Here is a 16513-nt window from a genome sequence, read left to right on the forward strand (position 1 = left end):
CTCTGGATTGCTTCGCTCCGCTCGCAATGACGGCAGTGGGGACGGCTTGGCTCCGCTCGCAATGACGGCGGTGGGGATGGCTAGACCGACGCTGTGGCCGAACTCACCCCGGCCACCGCCCCCTCCGCCAGATGCCGCCCGGCGATATACCCGAACGTCAACGCCGGCCCCAGCGTAATGCCCGGCCCCGGGTAGTTGCCGTTCATGATCGAACCCATGTCGTTGCCGCAGGCATAAAGGCCCGCGACCGGCGTGCCGTCGTCGCGCAACACGCGCGCCTGCGCATCGACCTTCATGCCGATCGCGGTGCCAAGGTCGGCCGGGTAGATGCGCATCGCGAAGAACGGCGCGCCGGCGATCGGCGCGACACAGGGGTTGGGCTTGTGGGCGGCGTCGCCGAGCTGGCGCTCATAAATCGTGCTGCCGCGCCCGAATTCGGGATCGCGGCCGTCCTTTGCATCGGCGTTGTAGTTTGCAACCGTTGCGGCGAGCGCTGACGGCTTGACGCCGATCTTGGCAGCGAGCTGCGCGATGTCCGCCGCCTCGATCAGTTCACCGCTCGCCACATAGCGCCGAACGCTGCGCGTAAAGGGCTTGATACGGCCAAGACCATAGCTCCAGAGAAATGTTCGATCACAGATCAGATAGAACGGCCGCTCCGGCTCGCCATTGCCATCGCGCAGCATGGCGAGCACGAATTCATGGTAGGACAGCGCCTCGTTGACGAAGCGCCGGCCGGCAGCATTGACGGCGATCACGCCGGGCTTGGCGCGATCAGTGACCGTGTGCGGAAACACGCCGCGGCTGCCGTCGGCGCGCCGGAACAGCGAGGCCGGCACCCAGTACGCCGGGCTCGTCGCCTCGGTATTGAGCGCGGCACCGGTGGCGCCCGCCAAACGAAGCCCGTCGCCAGTGCCGGACGCGTTTGTCGCCGAGACGAATCCGGCCGCAGGCGGGAAGAAGCGCTTGCGCAAACCAGCATCGTGCGAAAAGCCGCCGGTCGCCAGCACCACGCCACGACGCGCCGGGATCGAACGATCGCGGAAGCCGTGACGGATCACCACGCCGCTGACGCGATCGCCCTGCATCGACAAATCCACGACGTCGGCGCTGAAGAGGACTTCGACCTGCTGTGCCAGCAGCGAGGCGTACAGTCGCGCAGCGAGCGCGTTGCCGAGATGCAGCGTCGTACCGCGCGGGCTGCGCAGCCGCTGCAACGCATATTCAGAAACCAGCCGCGCCGCGCGTAGCGTCGAGCGCAGCGATTTTCCGACCCGGCGCAGATGCGGGATGTCGAGGCGGTTGACCATCATCCCGCCGAACAGCGTGAACTCCGGCAGCGGCGGCCGCAATCGCGCGAAAGCCCTGCCCAGCCGCGTGCCATCGAAGGCAACCGGCTCGAGCACCCGCCCACCGGGCGTCGCGCCCAGCCGCTCCGGATAATAGTCCGGATAGGCCTTCACCGGCTGGAGATACACCTGCGTCTTGGCTTCGAGGTAGGCGACCGCCTCCGGCCCGCGCGCAAGGAAGGCCGCGCGCAAACCCGCATTCGCGGGTTCGGGCACCGTGCTCGCGAGATACTGGACCGCATCCGTGACGCTGTCGGAAAGGCCCGCCTCCTTCATCTTGGAATTGGCGGGGATCCAGACCATGCCGCCGGACCAGGCCGTGGTGCCGCCGACGAAGGCGGTCTTCTCGATCACCAGCACGCGCAGTCCCTCGGCAGCCGCAACGGCAGCCGCCGTCATGCCACCAGCGCCAGCGCCGATGACAATGACATCGTAGGTCTCATGCGCCGGCATCATGCGGCAGGTTTCCCCGAACGAGGCATGACACCGTCATACCTCGCCCGGAGGCACCAGCGCTCGACTTTTTGCACATGATCTTATCGGACAACCGCTTCGCACTTTTCCGGATCATGTGCCCCGCGCCGGCTTGCGCTCGACGGGATCGATGTCGATCGCCCGGAGGCGGCCGAGCCGCAGCACGTCCATGGCGAGCCGCCGGCCGATCCGATCGCGGTCGAGCACGCGGATCAGGTCGTCGACGCCGTTGATCTCGACACCGTCGAGCCTGATCACGACGTCGCCGGGCAACAGGCCTGCCTTCGCCGCCGGCCCGTCCGGCTCGATCTGCGCGAGCAGCGCGCCCATCTTGTTCTCGACGCTGGCGAGCACCGCATGCCGCCGCGGGACCGGCGCGGTCTGTCCGGCGACACCGATATAGGCGCGGCGGACATAGCCATGCCGGATGATCTCCGACAGCACGAACTGCGCGGTGTTGCTGGCAACCGCGAAGCAGATGCCCTGCGCGCCATTGATGATGGCGGTGTTGATGCCGATCACTTCGGCATTCGACGACACCAGCGGTCCGCCGGAATTGCCGGGATTGAGCGCAGCATCGGTCTGGATCACGTCCTCGATGGTGCGGCCGCTGACCGAGCGGATCGAGCGCCCGAGCGCCGAGACCACGCCGGCGGTGACGGTTGACTCGAAGCCGAGCGGATTGCCGATCGCGATCACGAGTTGGCCACGGCGCAAGATCTTGGAGTTACCGAGCGCAGCATAGGGCAAGTCGCGAACGCCGTTGGCGCGCAATAGCGCCAGATCCGTATCCGGATCGACGCCGAGCACCCGGGCGTCGCCGACATGGCCTTCGACGTCCCGCAGCCGGATCTCCTTCGACGAGCCGACCACATGGCTGTTGGTGAGGACGAGGCCATCCGGCGAGATCACGATGCCCGAGCCAAGCCCGCCGCGCTCACGGCCGTTCGGCCCGGTCTCGACACGCACGACGGCAGGGCCGACGCGGTCGGTCACGTCGATCACGGCATTGGAATAGGCATCCAGTAGGGCCCGGTCGTCGACCGAGGCAGCACTTGCCGTTTGCGATGACAGGCTGTCATCGGCGATATCTGAAGTAAAATCCAACATGGCACACATTCCTTAAGGCATGTCAGATGGTTACCCTACAGCGCTCCCGCAAGGCCGCTAATCTCCTGCGCCGGTCACCCTTGCGCGGAGGGCCTGCACCGTTTCCGCGGAGACAGGGGCCGCGGCATTGCCCCAGCTATTGCGGACATAGGTGACGACGGCCGCGATCTGCGCGTCATCCAACCGATAGCCGAGCGACGGCATTGCGGGCGAGGTCGGCCTGGTCTCAGTGGCCGCCGCGCGACCCCCGCCGATGATGATGCGAATGAGGCTCGCGGGATCATCCTGGGTCGTCACCACATTGCCGGCGAGTTTTGGGAACATCCGCGCGACGCCGGCACCGTCGCTTTTATGGCAGGCGGTGCAGGTATCGACGAAGATCGCCCCTCCCACCTGCATACGCGGATCGGACGCCGGCAACGGCGCGGGCGCCGCAGATCCGGCCGCGCCGCGCTCTTTCAAATAAACCGCGATCGCCTTCAGGTCGGCGTCGGACATGTGCGAGGTCGAGTTCTCGATCACGTCCTTCATCGGCCCGCTGGCAAGGCTAAAGCGCGTCTGTCCGGTCTTCAGATACTGGACGATGTCGTCGGTGGACCATTTCCCCAGGCCCGCCTGCATGTCGTTGGTGATGTTGGGCGCGGTCCAATTGTCGATCTGGTTGCCCTGCAGGTATTTGTCGTCCTTGTTCGCGCCGAACGCATTGAACGGAGTGTGGCACGCGCCGCAATGGCCGAGCCCTTCGACAAGGTAGGCACCGCGGTTGAACTCGTCCGACCGCTTTGGATTCGGCTTGAACTCGCCAGGCGTGAAGAACAGCATGTTCCATCCGACCATCGACATGCGGATGTTGAACGGGAGCGGCAGCGTGTTGCGGTTGACGTGGTTCTCAACCGGCGGCAACGTGCGCAGATAGGCATAGATTGCGTCGAGATCGCCGCGCGTCACCTTGGTATAATAGGGATAGGGAAAAGCGGGATAGAGATAGGTCCCCGCCGGCCGCCTGCCCTCATGCATGGCACGCGCGAAATCGTCTGCCGACCAGCTCCCGATGCCGGTGGCATTGTCGGGCGTGACGTTCGCAGTCATGATCGCACCGAACGGGGTCTGGAGCGCGAGCCCGCCGGCAAAGGGCGCGCCGCCCTTGGCTGTGTGGCAGGCAACGCAGTCACCGGCAGTCGCGAGCGCCTTGCCGCGCACCACATCAACATAGGAGTCCGGATCGGCTGTCGCGCCGCCGATCGCGAGCAGCGGCAGCAGCAGGACCAAGTTGCGCAGCCGCACGATGCGTTCCAACCTCATGGCTGCACCAGCGCGCCGGGCGACTTCAGATAACTGAAAATCGCATCCAGCCCCCAATAGGTCAGCGCGCCGACCGTGCCGGTCGGATTGTAGCCGGCATTCTGCGGGAACGCGGAAGCGCCCATCACGAACACATTCGGCACGTCCCAGGACTGCAGATAGCGGTTGAGCACACTCGTGGTCGGATCGCCGCCCATCACCGCGCCACCGGTGTTGTGCGTCGTTTGGTACGGCACCACGTTCCATGGCACGTTGAGACGATTGACCTGGGTTGTCTTGGCGCCCATGGCTTTGGCGATCTCATCGCATCGCCCGGCCATCCAGTTGGCCATCTTCTGTTCGTTCGGCTGGTAGTCGAAGGTCATCCGCATCAGGGGGCGGCCGAGCGGATCCTTATAGGTCGGATCGAGGTCGAGATAGTTGTCGCGGTAGCTCATGACGCTGCCCTGGGCGCCGACGCTCGCGACTCGCTGATAGTTGTCGCGCACCGCCTTCTTCCAAGCGCCTCCCCAAGTCGGCGTGCCGCGCGGGGTCGGGTGATAGCGGATCGGCCTTCCATTTGTGTGGGCGCAAGTGATCGAGGCGCCACCGACAAAGCCGTGCGGACCGTGATCGAAATTGTCGCTGTTGTAGTCGTCGAGCGCGACACCGAGGGAACCTGCGGCGGCGAACGGATTGAATTTCACATCCTCGAAGAAGGCGGCGGCGCCGGAGCCGGTCTGGTAGGCATAGTTGCGGCCGACCACGCCTTCGTTTCTGGCGGGATCATAGGGCTTGCCGATCCCGGACAGCAACAGCAGCCGGACATTGAACAGGCTGTAGGCGCAGACCAGCACGAGATCGGCTGGCTGCTCCCACTCCTCGCCATTGGCATCGACATAGGTGACGCCGGTCGCCATCTTGCCGTCGAGGGTGAGGTTGACCTTGCTCACCTCGCATTCCGTCCGCGCCTCGAAGCTCGGCTCGCGAATGAGCGCAGGCAGCACGCAGGTCTGCGGCGACGATTTCGAATAATTGGCGCAGCCGAACCATTCGCAGAAGCCGCAATAGGTACAGGGCGCCATGCTGCAGCCGTACGGGTTGGTGTAGGCGACCGAGATGTTCGCCGACGGCCGCGGAAACGGATGCAACCCCATATTGGTCGCGGCCTTGGCGAACAGCTCCTGCTGATAGCCCTGCTTCAGCGGCGGCGTCGGATATTCCTGCGCGCGCGATCCCTCGAAGGGATTGCCGCCAGCCTGGATCTCGCCCTTGATGTTACCGGCCTTGCCCGAAATACCGGCAACACGCTCGAACTTGTCATAATACGGTTCGAGCTCGTCATAGCTGACCGGCCAATCCTGGATATGATTTCCCTCCGGCAGGATCTCTTCGCCGTAACGTTCGATCATGTGGCTGCGGATACGGAAATCGTCCGGCAGGAAGCGCCAGGTCTGGCCATTCCAGTGCAGGCCGGCACCGCCGACACCATTGCCCGGCAGGAAGCTTCCCCACTTCCGGATCGGCAATGCCGTCTGCGATGGATTGTTGCGCATGGTCAGCGTTTCCTGCTTCGGACGCAGGAAGAGATCGTGGCGCACGGCATAGCGCAGCTCGTCCGCGGCAGTGCCGATGTTGAAATCGGCGGCCGTATCGCGCCATGGCCCGCGCTCGATCGCAACCACGTCGAAGCCGGTACGCGAAAGCTCATAGGCGAGAATCGAGCCGGTCCAGCCAAATCCGACGATGACGACATCCTTGCGAGGAAGACGACGGACCATCAGCGCTGACCCCAGGCTGGACGCCCCTACATGCTGACCGGCGGCAGCGTGTAGGGCCGGTTCGGCTTGTCGATGACATCACGGAAATCGTAGCGCACGCCCGGGAAGCCAACGAGCTTCCAGCCCGCCATATCGCGATTGCCGCCATAGATCGGATCGGCGAAAAAGCCTTCCATGGTGTTGGAATAGATCGCGTTGAACAGCATCCTGCTAGAGATGTTCGGCAGCTGGATCTCCGCCTTCTCCAGGCCCGCAATGAGCTTGTCCTGCTCATCCGCATTGAGCTGGACGAATCTGCGGTTGAAGGTGGTCGTGCAGTATGCGTCGAGCGCAGCCAGTCCCTGCCGATACTGCTGGCGCGGCGTCAGAGGCGATTGCAAACCTTGCGTCGGCAGCGGATTGGGCGGGAAGGGCCCTTGCATATAAAGCCAGTCGTGCCCGCCATAGGGGCCGGTGAGCTGGCGGTCGATGAAAGTGGTGACGTCGGCATCCTTCGCGCCAGGACCGAGCTCGTCGGTCGGAATCAGCCGATCGACGAAGGCATCGATGGTGGCCGCTTCATTCGCGGTGAAGAAGAGATAGCCGCCGGGCACGACCGGCGTAACCGGATAGGCCTCGTTCGGCTTCCACGGCAGCACTTTCGTGACAGTGCGAGCGCTGACACCCGAGGCGGTGATCAGAAGCGCGGCGCTCGCAAGCAAGCTGCGGCGGGTGACGCCGGAGTGGCTTCGGCCTTCGGTGCGAGGGCGGGATGGCTGCTTGCCGAACCAATGGTCGCCGTCTTCCGCCATCGTCACCCCCCGTGTTGTTTGTTCGAACTCTGGCACGGAATGCGGGGTCCGCAAACACTCAGACGTGCGACGCAGCTATGTCGGCCGCCTCAACGTTCCGCCGCGTGCCCTCACCGGATCGAGCAGCGACCAATCGCCGTCGGGAAGCACGTAGCCCTTGGGAAAGGGCGCGCGCAGCTCGAGCCCGAGCGAGCGCAGCACGCGGTCGTCGCGGTAGTAGCATTGCAGCACGACGCGAACGAGCGTTGCCGCAGCCGCGCCGCCGGAGCTGCGAAACTCCTGCGCCACGGCATCACGCCTGGCGACATCGAGCTCGGCGAGCGGTTGGCCGGCGAGCCGTGCCAGATGGTCCAGCGCCGCCGCCACCAATCTGGAGTCGCGGCCGAGCGTCGCGAGCATGTCTGCCTGGATCGCGGGGTCGTCGGCGCTGGGCACCTTGTACTCGTCGCTGGCAGGAACGATCATCGCAGCGATGGTGCGGAGATCGTCGCGTTGGGTGCGCGTCAGTTGATTGTCTGCGGACATGACTGCCTCAGTCGAACAAATTGGCGAGGCGCTGCTTCATCTGGTCGGCGACGTAGAGCGCGATGGCCTGAATGGTGGAGGTCGGGTTGACCCCGCCCGAGGTGACGAAGACGCTGCCGTCGACGATGAAGAGATTCTTCACGTCGTGCGAGCGGCCCCATTCGTTCACGACTGAACGTTCGGGGTCAGTGCCCATTCGCGCGGTGCCGAGCAGGTGCCAGCCGCCCCACGGGATCGGCGAATTGACGCAGATGTCGGTCGCACCCGCGGTTTCGAGAACCTCCCGGCCGCGGGCGAGCGCATACTCCATCATCTTCCGGCTGTTCTCGCTGATCGTGTAATCGATCTTCGGCGCGGGAATGCCGTGGCTGTCCTTCAGCACCGGATCGAGCGTGACGCGATTGTGCTCCTCCGGCAGATCCTCGCAGATCGCGGAGAAACCCAACCGATGGCCGTTGAGCTTGCGGAACACACGATGATGATCCGCGCCCCAGGGCAGAATACCCTTCTGCTCGCTGACGACAGCCTCGAACACCGGTCCTGCCCCGCGCACGAACTGAACGCCGTAGCCGCGCACGAAGCCGCGCGACAGGTCCGTGTCATACCACTCCTTGCTCCACAGGCAGGTCGGCGGCGCACGGTTGCTGTCGGTCTGCTCCTTCACATAGCCGTAGATCTGCGCGTAGGGATGAAACATCAAGTTCTTGCCGATGAGGCCGGACGAATTGGCAAGGCCGTTCGGGAAGCGGCTCGACGCCGAGTTGAGCAACAGCCGCGGTGTGCCGACTCCATTGCAGGCGATGATGACGACATGCGCGGGCTGAAACTGCTCGACGCCGTCCTTGTCGTAATAGACCACGCCCGAAGCCATGCCGTTCTCATCGGTCGTGATCTCGCGCACCCGGCAATGAGTGCGCAGCTCGACGCCGGCGCGGACCGCATGCGGCCAATAGGTGATGTCGGTCGAGGATTTCGCGCCTTGCGCGCAGGCCGGCGTGCAGTGGCCGAGATTGATGCAGCGCGCGCGGCCCTCATAGTCCATGGTCGCGACCGTCGTGTCCGACGGCCACCAGTGCCAGCCGAGCTCGTTCATGGTCTTGCCGAGGATCGCGCCGGACAATCCGAGCGGCTGCTGCGGCATCGGCGGATGCGTCAGCGGCGACAGCGGATCGCCGGACAGGCCGGACGTACCCATGATACGGTCGTTTTCCTCGAAGAACGGGGTCAGCGCGTCGTAATCGATCGGCCAGTCGTCGGCGACGCCGTCGAGCGTCTTGACCTTGAAATCGGAGGGATGCAGCCGCGGCCAGTGCGCGGTGTACATCACCGTCGAGCCGCCGACCGCGTTGTAGTTGACGACCTTGATCGGCGAATTGTCGTCGTTGATCGGGTAATCCTCGGGCCGGCAGCGGACATTCGGGCTCGACGACCACTCGCCGTAGAACTTGGCCTCCCAGTCCCGCCCCGTGCTCGGATATTCCGCGGGATTCATCCAGCCACCCTGCTCCAGGCAGAGAATGTGCATCTTGGTCTCGGCCAGCGACCATGCGACGGCGGCGCCCGAAGCGCCGGCGCCGATGATCAGGACGTCCACGGGGTCTTTCATCGCAACATTATCCTCCCGCCCTCGCCGCTTCCCGGGCGATTCGGCCATCACGGCTCGCAAGGCCGGTGGACGATAGGATCAGAGCGACGGCTGAGTAAAGCCGCGAGGCCGGAATGTCGCACTTCGCAGGGCGCAGACCATTGGTGTTGCCACGTCCGGATGCTAGGAACGAGAGGAAAGAGCAATCGATAGCGAGACCGTATGTCCTTCCGAAATTCCATTGCCACCACCCGCGCTTTCGCGCTTGTTCTGTTTCTCGCTCTGTCCGGATTTTTGGCCACCTCCGGACCCGCCTCCGCACTGACCGCAGCCGCGACCGTGCGGGACGCCAATTCCATCCAGCTTGGCGACGTCACCTACCGGCTCGACGGCGTCGATGCGCCGGAACTGGACCAGGTCTGCATCGACGATCACGCCGATCCCTGGACCTGCGGCATCGAGGCCCGCGACCAGCTGACCAAGCTGATCAGCGGACGGGCGGTGCGCTGCGACGATGTCGGACCGGAGAAGAACTTTGGCAAGCGGCACCGGGCGATCTGCACGGCCGAGGGCGACAAGGTCAGCTTGAACGAGCAACTCATCAAACTCGGCTTTGCGATCGCGCGCGAACCGATCAAGGCCAACGTCAAGCCGGCGGCCGCAGACGCCAAATCGGCTTCGGCCGGCATCTGGAAGGGCTGCTTTGTTGCACCGCAAGACTTTCGCACCGGCAAGAAGGACGGCGCGCTCCTGGGCGCCGCCTGCCGCTCCGACCGTGACAAGGAGATTCGCGCGGCGCTGTTTCCGGAAGACCTGGCGATGCCGCCGAGCTGCGGCATCAAGGGCAAGCTCGCCGTGCGCGCGCGCGTCACAGGCAACATCGGCATCTATCACTTAAGGGGCTGCCCGAGCTATGCCGCAACCACGAAGCCCGACCGCTGGTTCTGCTCGGAGGACGACGCGCAGGCTTCAGGCTTCCGCAAGGCGTATAATTGCCGCCGGCCAAAGTAAGAAAGCCCTCACAGGTGCGTGCGGTAGCCTGAGACCGTATTGACCCGGAATTGATCTCCATCGGGAGTTGCTGCAATTCTAACAACGTGCGGTAGCGCCTTGCGCTATCGTCTCCTTGGCAGACAATCCGGCTCCGGCCCGATTGTCTTTGCTCGGGCGTTTCCTCCCTAGACTTGGGCCGCTTGTTTACGCAAGCGGCTCTTCTTTTTTGATCAGACGCTCTAGCTCCGCATCTGCATGATCTGGTCCATCGGCGGCATATTCTGATTGAGATGCGCCATGATCCAGACAGTCCCGCCGACCACCAGAAACACGACCATCAGTCCGAAGGCCAGCGCCAGCACGTTGTTGGTGTTGTCAGGCCCCGTCGTGATGTGCAGGAAGAACACCAGATGCACGCCCATCTGCGCGATCGCCAGCACGATCAGCGCGACGGGAATGGAGGGCTGCCAGACCAGGTTAGTGCCGGCGATGAAGAACGACGTAGCTGTGAGCAACAGCGCCAGAGCAAGACCGACGACGTAGCCGACGATGCGGGCGCCGACACTGTGTTGCTCTTCCTCGCCCGGCGCGAGGTCGTGTTCGACAGACATCTGCGCTTGATCGCTCATACGCCACTCCCAAGCAGGTAGACGACGGAAAACACCCCGACCCAGATGATGTCGAGCGCATGCCAGAACAGCGCAAAACACATCATCCGGCGCAAGACGTCGGCGCGAAAGCCTTTGGCGAACACCTGCGCCATCATGGTAAGGAGCCAGAGTACGCCGGCCGAGACATGCAGGCCGTGGCACCCGACCAGCGAGAAGAACGCGGTCAGGAACGCGCTGCGCGACGGGCCATAGCCGCGGGCGACGAGATCGGCGAATTCGCGGAACTCTATCGCCAGGAATATGAGCCCCAGCAGGCAGGTTATGGCCATGCCGAGATAGAACCAGAACCGATCGCGCACATCGGCTGCGATGCTGGCCATGCCGCAAGTGAAGCTCGACAGCAGCAGACAGACCGTCTCGATCGCGACATTCCTCTGCTCGAAAATCTCCGAACCCTTCGGGCCATCGGCGGTCTGGCTCACCAGCACCGCATAGGCCGCAAAGAAGCAGGAGAACATCACGATGTCGGAGAGCAGGAAGACCCAGAAGCCGTAGGCCGTCACGATGCGCTTCGATGCGGGGCCGGGATGCTCGACGACAAGCCCGATGTGATGGGGATCGGCGTGGGCGCGGCCGACGGTTGCGGTCATTGACATCAGAGTGCCCCCGCCATGCTGACGAGGTTGCGTCGCTCCTCGAGATTGATGCGGTCGATACGGGCGACCTCCGCGGCCGGAATGACGTATTCGTCATGGTCGCGCCAGGCGAACACGACGAAGGTCGCGAACGCACCAATGCCGCCCAGGATCACCATCCACCAGATGTGCCAGATGAGCGCAAAGCCCATAATGGTGGCGAAAAACGCGCAGACGAAACCGGTTGGCGAGTTCCTGGGCATCTCGATGTCCTGGTATTCTGGCCCTTCGTGTTCGAGCGACTGCTGCTGGGCATGAGCCTTCATGTCCCAATAGGCGTCCTCGCCGCGCACGTCGGGGTGGAACGCGAAATTGAACACCGGCGGCGGCGACGAGGTCGCCCATTCCAGCGAGCGGCCATCCCAGGGATCGCCGGTGCGATCGCGCAGCGCCTCACGATTGCGGATGCTGACGACGAGCTGCATGATTTGGCAGATCACCCCGATCGTCAGCACGGCCATGCCGATCGCCGCCACGATCATCCAGGGCCGCCATGCTGCAACATCGAAGTGCTGCATGCGGCGCGTCATGCCGAGCATGCCGGCGATATAGAGCGGAACGAAGGTGACGTAGAAGCCGGTGAAGGTGAACCAGAACGCTCGCTTGCCCCAGCGCTCGTCGAGGCGAAAGCCGAACGCCTTGGGAAACCAGTATTCGAAGCCGGCGAACGCGCCGAACAGCACACCACCGATGATCACATTGTGGAAGTGCGCCACCAGAAACATGCTGTTGTGGAGCATGAAGTCGGCCGGCGGCACCGCGACCAGCACGCCCGTCAATCCGCCGATGATGAAGGTGACCATGAAGCCAACCGCCCACAGCATCGGCGTCGCGAAGCGGATGCGGCCACCATACATCGTGAACAGCCAGTTGTAGATCTTCACCCCCGTCGGCACCGCAATGATCATGCTGGCGATGCCGAAGATAGCGTTGACGTCGGGGCCCGCGCCCATCGTGAAGAAATGGTGCAGCCAGACCATGAAGGAAATGACGCAGATCGCCATGGTCGCGAGCACCATCGAGCGATAGCCGAACAGCGCCTTGCCGGAAAAGGTCGAGACCACCTCGGAGAAGATGCCGAAGGCCGGCAGCACCAGGATGTAGACCTCCGGATGTCCCCAGGCCCAGATCAAGTTCATGAACATCATGACGTTGCCGCCGGCTTCGTTGGTGAAGAAGTGGAAGCCGAGATAGCGATCGAGCAGCAGCATCGCGAGCGTGGCGGTGAGGATCGGGAAGGCCGCGACGATGAGCAGGTTCGAGGCCAGCGTGGTCCAGCAAAACATCGGCATGCGCAGATAGTTCATGCCCTTAGTGCGCAGCTTCAGCACGGTGGTGACGAGATTGATCCCGGCCACGAGCGTGCCAACGCCGGATATCTGGAGCGACCAGGCATAATAGTCGACGCCGACGCCAGGCGAATACGACAATTCCGACAGCGGCGGAAAAGCGAGCCAACCCGTGCGCGCGAACTCGCCGATCACGAGCGAAATATTGACCAGCAGCGCGCCGGTCGCGGTCAGCCAGAAGCCGACGGAGTTGAGCGTCGGAAAGGCGACGTCGCGCACCCCGAGCTGGAGCGGCACCACCAGGTTCATCAGCCCGATCACGAACGGCATCGCCGTGAAGAAGATCATGATGGTGCCGTGCGCCGAGAAGATCTGGTTGTAGTGCTCCGGCGGGAGATAGCCCTGCGACTGGTAGGCGATCGCCTGCTGGATCCGCATCATGATCGCATCGCTGCCGCCGCGCAGCAGCATCACCGAGGCCAGCAGGATATACATCACGCCGATGCGCTTGTGATCGACGCTGGTGATCCATTCGTGCCAGAGATAAGGCAGATGCCCCTTCACCACGACCCAGATCAGCACCGCCAGGATCCCCACCAGCACCACGGCGCCTGCGATGAGCGGAATCGGCTGGCCAAACGGGATCGCCGACCAATCGAGCTTACCGAGCATCATGGCCTCCACTGTGCGGCCTTCCAGCATCGGAGATGAGCTCGGGTCCGGGCCCCGGCGGAATGTGCTGGGTGGCGATCAGGTCGAACAGCCGGGGATCGTCGAGGCGATAGGTCGGCCTGCCCCTCTCGATGCCCTGCTGCATCAGCTTCTTGTAGCTCTCCTCGTTCAGCACGGCGCCGGTCTTCGCCGTGGCCGCGACCCAATCGGGAAAGGCGACCGGCGAGATCACGTTGACGTCGAACATCATGTCCGGAAAACCGTCGCCGGAGAAATGCGCCGACAGGCCCTGGAGCTTGCCTTCATTATCCGCGCGCAGGTTCAGCCGCGTCACCATGCCGTTCATGGTGTAGATCATGCTGCCGAGTTGCGGGATGAAGAACACGTTCATCACGCTCGACGAGGTCAGCTGGAAGTTCAGCTCCGCACCCGCCGGCACAGTCAACGTATTGACAGTGGCGATGCGCTGGTCCGGATAGATGAACAGCCATTTCCAGTCGAGCGAGACGGCCTGAATCCTCACTGGGCTGCCGGTGCCCGGCACCGACACGGCGGGATCGAGCTTATGCGAGCCGATCCAGGCAACGCCGCCGAGCAGGATGACAGTGAGCGCGGGGATCGCCCACACCACCATCTCGACGCGACCGGAATAGACGAAGTCCGGCTGAAACTGCGCTTTCGGATTGGAGGCGCGAAACCAGAACGCAAACGCGAGGATCACGATGATGGTTGGCACCACGATCGCAAGCATGATGAAGACGGAATCGACCAGGATGGTGCTGTTGGCGGCAGCCACCGGCCCTTGTGGATCGAGCAGATTCATCGGCAAGCCACTGGCGATTGGGAAACCCCGAGGAAGAGCCTAACGCGGAAAAGGCCCAGCAACAAACGCAGTTGCGTGAAGTCGGTTCCGCGATACGGCCGGTCGATTGTGCGCCGTGCCGCGCGGCGGCATGCAATTCCATGCGATGTCAATGACATGAGCGCGTGACGACCGGCCTTCTCATCCCCGTACCCCGTTGCTATCGTCCTCAAAAAATAAGGGACGGAACACCATGCAGGGCCCTGAGGACGATGCCGGCCTCGCCGGCAAGGTGGCGCTGATCAGCGGTGGCGGCGCCGCGGGCGATGGCATTGGCAACGGCCGCGCCGCAGCAATTCTGCTCGCCCGCGCCGGCGCGAAAGTGCTGGTGGCCGATCGCGACCTCAAGCTCGCCGAGCGCACCGTCGAGATGATCACTACCGAGGGCGGCACGGCCGCAGCCCATGGCGGCGACGTCACCAGCGAGGGCGATTGCGAGACCCTGGTCGAAGCTGCGCTGGACCGCTGGGGCCGGCTCGACTTCCTCGACAACAATGTCGGCATCGGCAGCCGCGGCAGCGTGGTGGATGAAGCGCCCGAGCAATATCGCCGTGTCATGCAGGTCAATGTCGAGACCATGTTCCTGCTCTCCAAGCACGCGATCCCCGCCATGATCAGGACCGCGAAGGGCGGCGCGATCGTCAACATCTCCTCGATCTCGGCACTGCGCCCGCGCGGGCTCACGACCTACACGACCTCGAAGGCTGCCATCATCGGGCTGACCCGCGCGATGGCGGTCGACCACGGCCGCGACAATATCCGTGTCAACTGCATCTGTCCGGGGCCGATGTACACGCCGATGGTCTATGCCCGCGGCATGAGCGAGCAGGCGCGCGCCCAGCGGGCCAAGGCCTCCGTGCTGAAAACCGAAGGCACCGGCTGGGACGTCGGCCACGCGGTCAAATTCCTGCTCAGCAATTTTTCGCGCTACATCACCGGCCAGGTGCTGGTCGTCGATGGCGGCGTGACGCTGCAAGCCCCCGAACGTGAATCACAAGAACACTGAAACACTGAAAGGAACACCAGGGATGGCCCGCCTGCCCTATCTCGAGGCCGACCAGGTCGCGCCCGAATATCGCGACATGCTCAAGCGCAACACCAATCTGCACAAGCTGCTGGTCAATTCGCCGGAAATGGCGCGCGCCTTCAACGGCATCGGCGGCTATATCCGTTTCAAGAGCAAGCTCGACCCGCGCCTGCGGGAGCTCGCCATCCTCCAGGTCGGCTGGATGGAGAAGTCGGAGTACGAGTTCACCCACCATGTGAAGATCGGCAAGGAGTTCGGCGTCACCGACGAGGATATTGCGGGCCTGATGGCGGAGACCGAGGGCAAACCCTCGAAGCTTGAGCCCTTGGCAAAAGCGATCCTGAAAGGCGCCCGCGAGATGGTGCGCGAACTCGCGATGTCAGATGCAACCTTCTCCGAGATCAAACAGCATCTCTCCGATGAGCACATGGTAGACCTCGTTCTGACCATCGCCTTCTATTGCGACGTGGTGCGCGTGCTCGCCACCATGAAGATCGACAACGAGCCCTATTATAAAGAGGTACTGCAACAGTACCCGATCCCGGGAGTGAATTGACATGCGCCTGAAAGACAAGGTCGCAATCGTGGTCGGCGCCGGGCAAAGCCCCGGCGAAGGCATGGGCAACGGCCGCGCCACCGCGCTGACTTTCGCGCGCGAGGGTGCGAAAGTGCTGTGCGTCGATCATCATCTGGAGTCGGCGCAGGAAACCGCCGCGATGATCGCTGCGAAGCAGGGCAGCGCCGCAGCCTTCAAGGCCGACGTGACCAAATCCGCCGACATCAAAGCGATGGTGGCGGACGCGCAGTCGCGCTGGGGCCGGATCGACGTGCTGCACAACAATGTCGGCGTCAGCCTGTCCGGCGGCGATGCCGAATTGCTTCAACTGACCGAAGAAGCCTTCGACCGCGTCGTCGCCATCAATCTGAAGAGCTGCATCCTTGCGGCGAAAGAGGTGATCCCCATCATGCGTGCGCAGAACAGCGGCGCGATCATCAATATCTCCTCGATGGCCGCAATCACGACCTATCCTTACGTCGCCTACAAGGCGACGAAATCGGCGATGATCGCCTTCACCGAACAGCTCGCCTACCAGAACGCCGAATACGGCATCCGCGCCAACGTCATTCTGCCGGGCCTGATGAACACGCCAATGGCCGTCGACACCCGCGCCCGCGAATGGCACAAGACCCGCGCCGAAGTCGAAGCCGAGCGCGACAGCAAGGTGCCGCTGCGAAAGAAGATGGGCACGGGGTGGGACGTGGCGAACGCCGCACTGTTCCTGGCGTCGGATGAAGCGAATTTTATTACAGGCGTGACACTGCCGGTGGATGGCGGAGCGAGCGTGAGACGGGGGTGAGCACTTTCTTCCCCCTCTCCTCGTTCTTACGGGGAGAGGGTTGGGGTGAGGGACTGCTTCCACAACGACGATGACAGTTGGACTCGCGGAGGGTCCCCCGCACCCGGAGT

At 63.7% G+C, this 16513-nt stretch carries 15 protein-coding genes; 4 read left to right on the forward strand and 11 right to left on the reverse strand.

Going from position 1 to position 16513, the window contains the following annotated elements:
* Positions 1-80 precede the first annotated feature (80 nt).
* The 7 genes from ABIB73_RS15225 to ABIB73_RS15255 form a co-directional block, all read right to left on the reverse strand.
* A complete protein-coding gene (locus ABIB73_RS15225; RefSeq protein ID WP_354225155.1) occupies positions 81-1805 on the reverse strand; it encodes an FAD-dependent oxidoreductase in 1725 nt (574 codons plus the stop codon).
* 111 nt (positions 1806-1916) lie between these two features.
* Positions 1917-2933: a S1C family serine protease gene (locus ABIB73_RS15230; protein ID WP_354225156.1), complete on the reverse strand. Its 1017-nt coding sequence runs from the start codon at positions 2931-2933 to the stop codon at positions 1917-1919.
* Positions 2934-2990: 57 nt separating this feature from the next.
* Positions 2991-4235: a cytochrome c gene (locus ABIB73_RS15235; protein ID WP_354225157.1), complete on the reverse strand. Its 1245-nt coding sequence runs from the start codon at positions 4233-4235 to the stop codon at positions 2991-2993.
* On the reverse strand, positions 4232-5995 hold the full coding sequence (locus ABIB73_RS15240; RefSeq protein ID WP_354225158.1) for a GMC family oxidoreductase: 1764 nt from the start codon (positions 5993-5995) through the stop codon (positions 4232-4234). The genes ABIB73_RS15235 and ABIB73_RS15240 overlap by 4 nt, the downstream gene beginning before the upstream one ends.
* A 26-nt stretch (positions 5996-6021) precedes the next feature.
* Positions 6022-6786 (reverse strand): gluconate 2-dehydrogenase subunit 3 family protein, encoded by a 765-nt coding sequence (locus ABIB73_RS15245; protein ID WP_354225159.1) that lies wholly within the window; start codon positions 6784-6786, stop codon positions 6022-6024.
* A gap of 75 nt (positions 6787-6861) precedes the next feature.
* On the reverse strand, positions 6862-7311 hold the full coding sequence (locus ABIB73_RS15250) for a hypothetical protein (RefSeq protein ID WP_354225160.1): 450 nt from the start codon (positions 7309-7311) through the stop codon (positions 6862-6864).
* A 7-nt stretch (positions 7312-7318) separates the two neighbouring features.
* On the reverse strand, positions 7319-8917 hold the full coding sequence (locus tag ABIB73_RS15255; RefSeq protein WP_354225161.1) for a GMC family oxidoreductase: 1599 nt from the start codon (positions 8915-8917) through the stop codon (positions 7319-7321).
* A 201-nt stretch (positions 8918-9118) separates the two neighbouring features.
* On the opposite strand from ABIB73_RS15255, the gene ABIB73_RS15260 reads away from it, so the two are divergent.
* A complete protein-coding gene (locus ABIB73_RS15260) occupies positions 9119-9907 on the forward strand; it encodes a thermonuclease family protein (protein WP_354225162.1) in 789 nt (262 codons plus the stop codon).
* Between the two features lie 221 nt (positions 9908-10128).
* On the opposite strand, the gene cyoD is transcribed toward ABIB73_RS15260, so the two are convergent.
* From cyoD to ABIB73_RS15280, 4 genes are read right to left on the reverse strand one after another with little or no spacing between them, the layout of a single operon-like run.
* Positions 10129-10518 carry a cytochrome o ubiquinol oxidase subunit IV gene (gene cyoD / locus ABIB73_RS15265; protein ID WP_354225163.1) on the reverse strand — a complete coding sequence of 130 codons (390 nt, stop codon included), beginning with the start codon at positions 10516-10518 and terminating at the stop codon, positions 10129-10131.
* A complete protein-coding gene (locus ABIB73_RS15270) occupies positions 10515-11156 on the reverse strand; it encodes a cytochrome (ubi)quinol oxidase subunit III (RefSeq protein WP_354225164.1) in 642 nt (213 codons plus the stop codon). The genes cyoD and ABIB73_RS15270 overlap by 4 nt, the downstream gene beginning before the upstream one ends.
* Positions 11156-13156 carry a cytochrome o ubiquinol oxidase subunit I gene (gene cyoB / locus ABIB73_RS15275; protein WP_354225165.1) on the reverse strand — a complete coding sequence of 667 codons (2001 nt, stop codon included), beginning with the start codon at positions 13154-13156 and terminating at the stop codon, positions 11156-11158. The genes ABIB73_RS15270 and cyoB overlap by 1 nt, the downstream gene beginning before the upstream one ends.
* Complete coding sequence (locus ABIB73_RS15280) at positions 13146-13979, reverse strand: cytochrome ubiquinol oxidase subunit II family protein (RefSeq protein ID WP_354225166.1); 834 nt, start codon at positions 13977-13979, stop codon at positions 13146-13148. Before ABIB73_RS15280 ends, cyoB begins: the two co-directional genes overlap by 11 nt.
* Before the next feature lie 232 nt (positions 13980-14211).
* On the opposite strand from ABIB73_RS15280, the gene ABIB73_RS15285 reads away from it, so the two are divergent.
* Genes ABIB73_RS15285 through ABIB73_RS15295 form a run of 3 tightly spaced genes read left to right on the forward strand, consistent with a single transcriptional unit; the run spans position 14212 to position 16403 of the window.
* Positions 14212-15024, forward strand: coding sequence for an SDR family NAD(P)-dependent oxidoreductase (locus ABIB73_RS15285; RefSeq protein WP_354225167.1), 813 nt, complete (start codon positions 14212-14214; stop codon positions 15022-15024).
* Between the two features lie 22 nt (positions 15025-15046).
* Positions 15047-15601 carry a carboxymuconolactone decarboxylase family protein gene (locus ABIB73_RS15290; RefSeq protein ID WP_354225168.1) on the forward strand — a complete coding sequence of 185 codons (555 nt, stop codon included), beginning with the start codon at positions 15047-15049 and terminating at the stop codon, positions 15599-15601.
* A 1-nt stretch (position 15602) separates the two neighbouring features.
* Positions 15603-16403 carry an SDR family NAD(P)-dependent oxidoreductase gene (locus ABIB73_RS15295; protein ID WP_354225169.1) on the forward strand — a complete coding sequence of 267 codons (801 nt, stop codon included), beginning with the start codon at positions 15603-15605 and terminating at the stop codon, positions 16401-16403.
* The last annotated feature ends 110 nt before the right edge of the window (positions 16404-16513 follow it).

Source organism: Bradyrhizobium sp. F1.4.3 (genome assembly GCF_040548375.1).
In the GTDB taxonomy this organism is placed as follows: domain Bacteria; phylum Pseudomonadota; class Alphaproteobacteria; order Rhizobiales; family Xanthobacteraceae; genus Bradyrhizobium.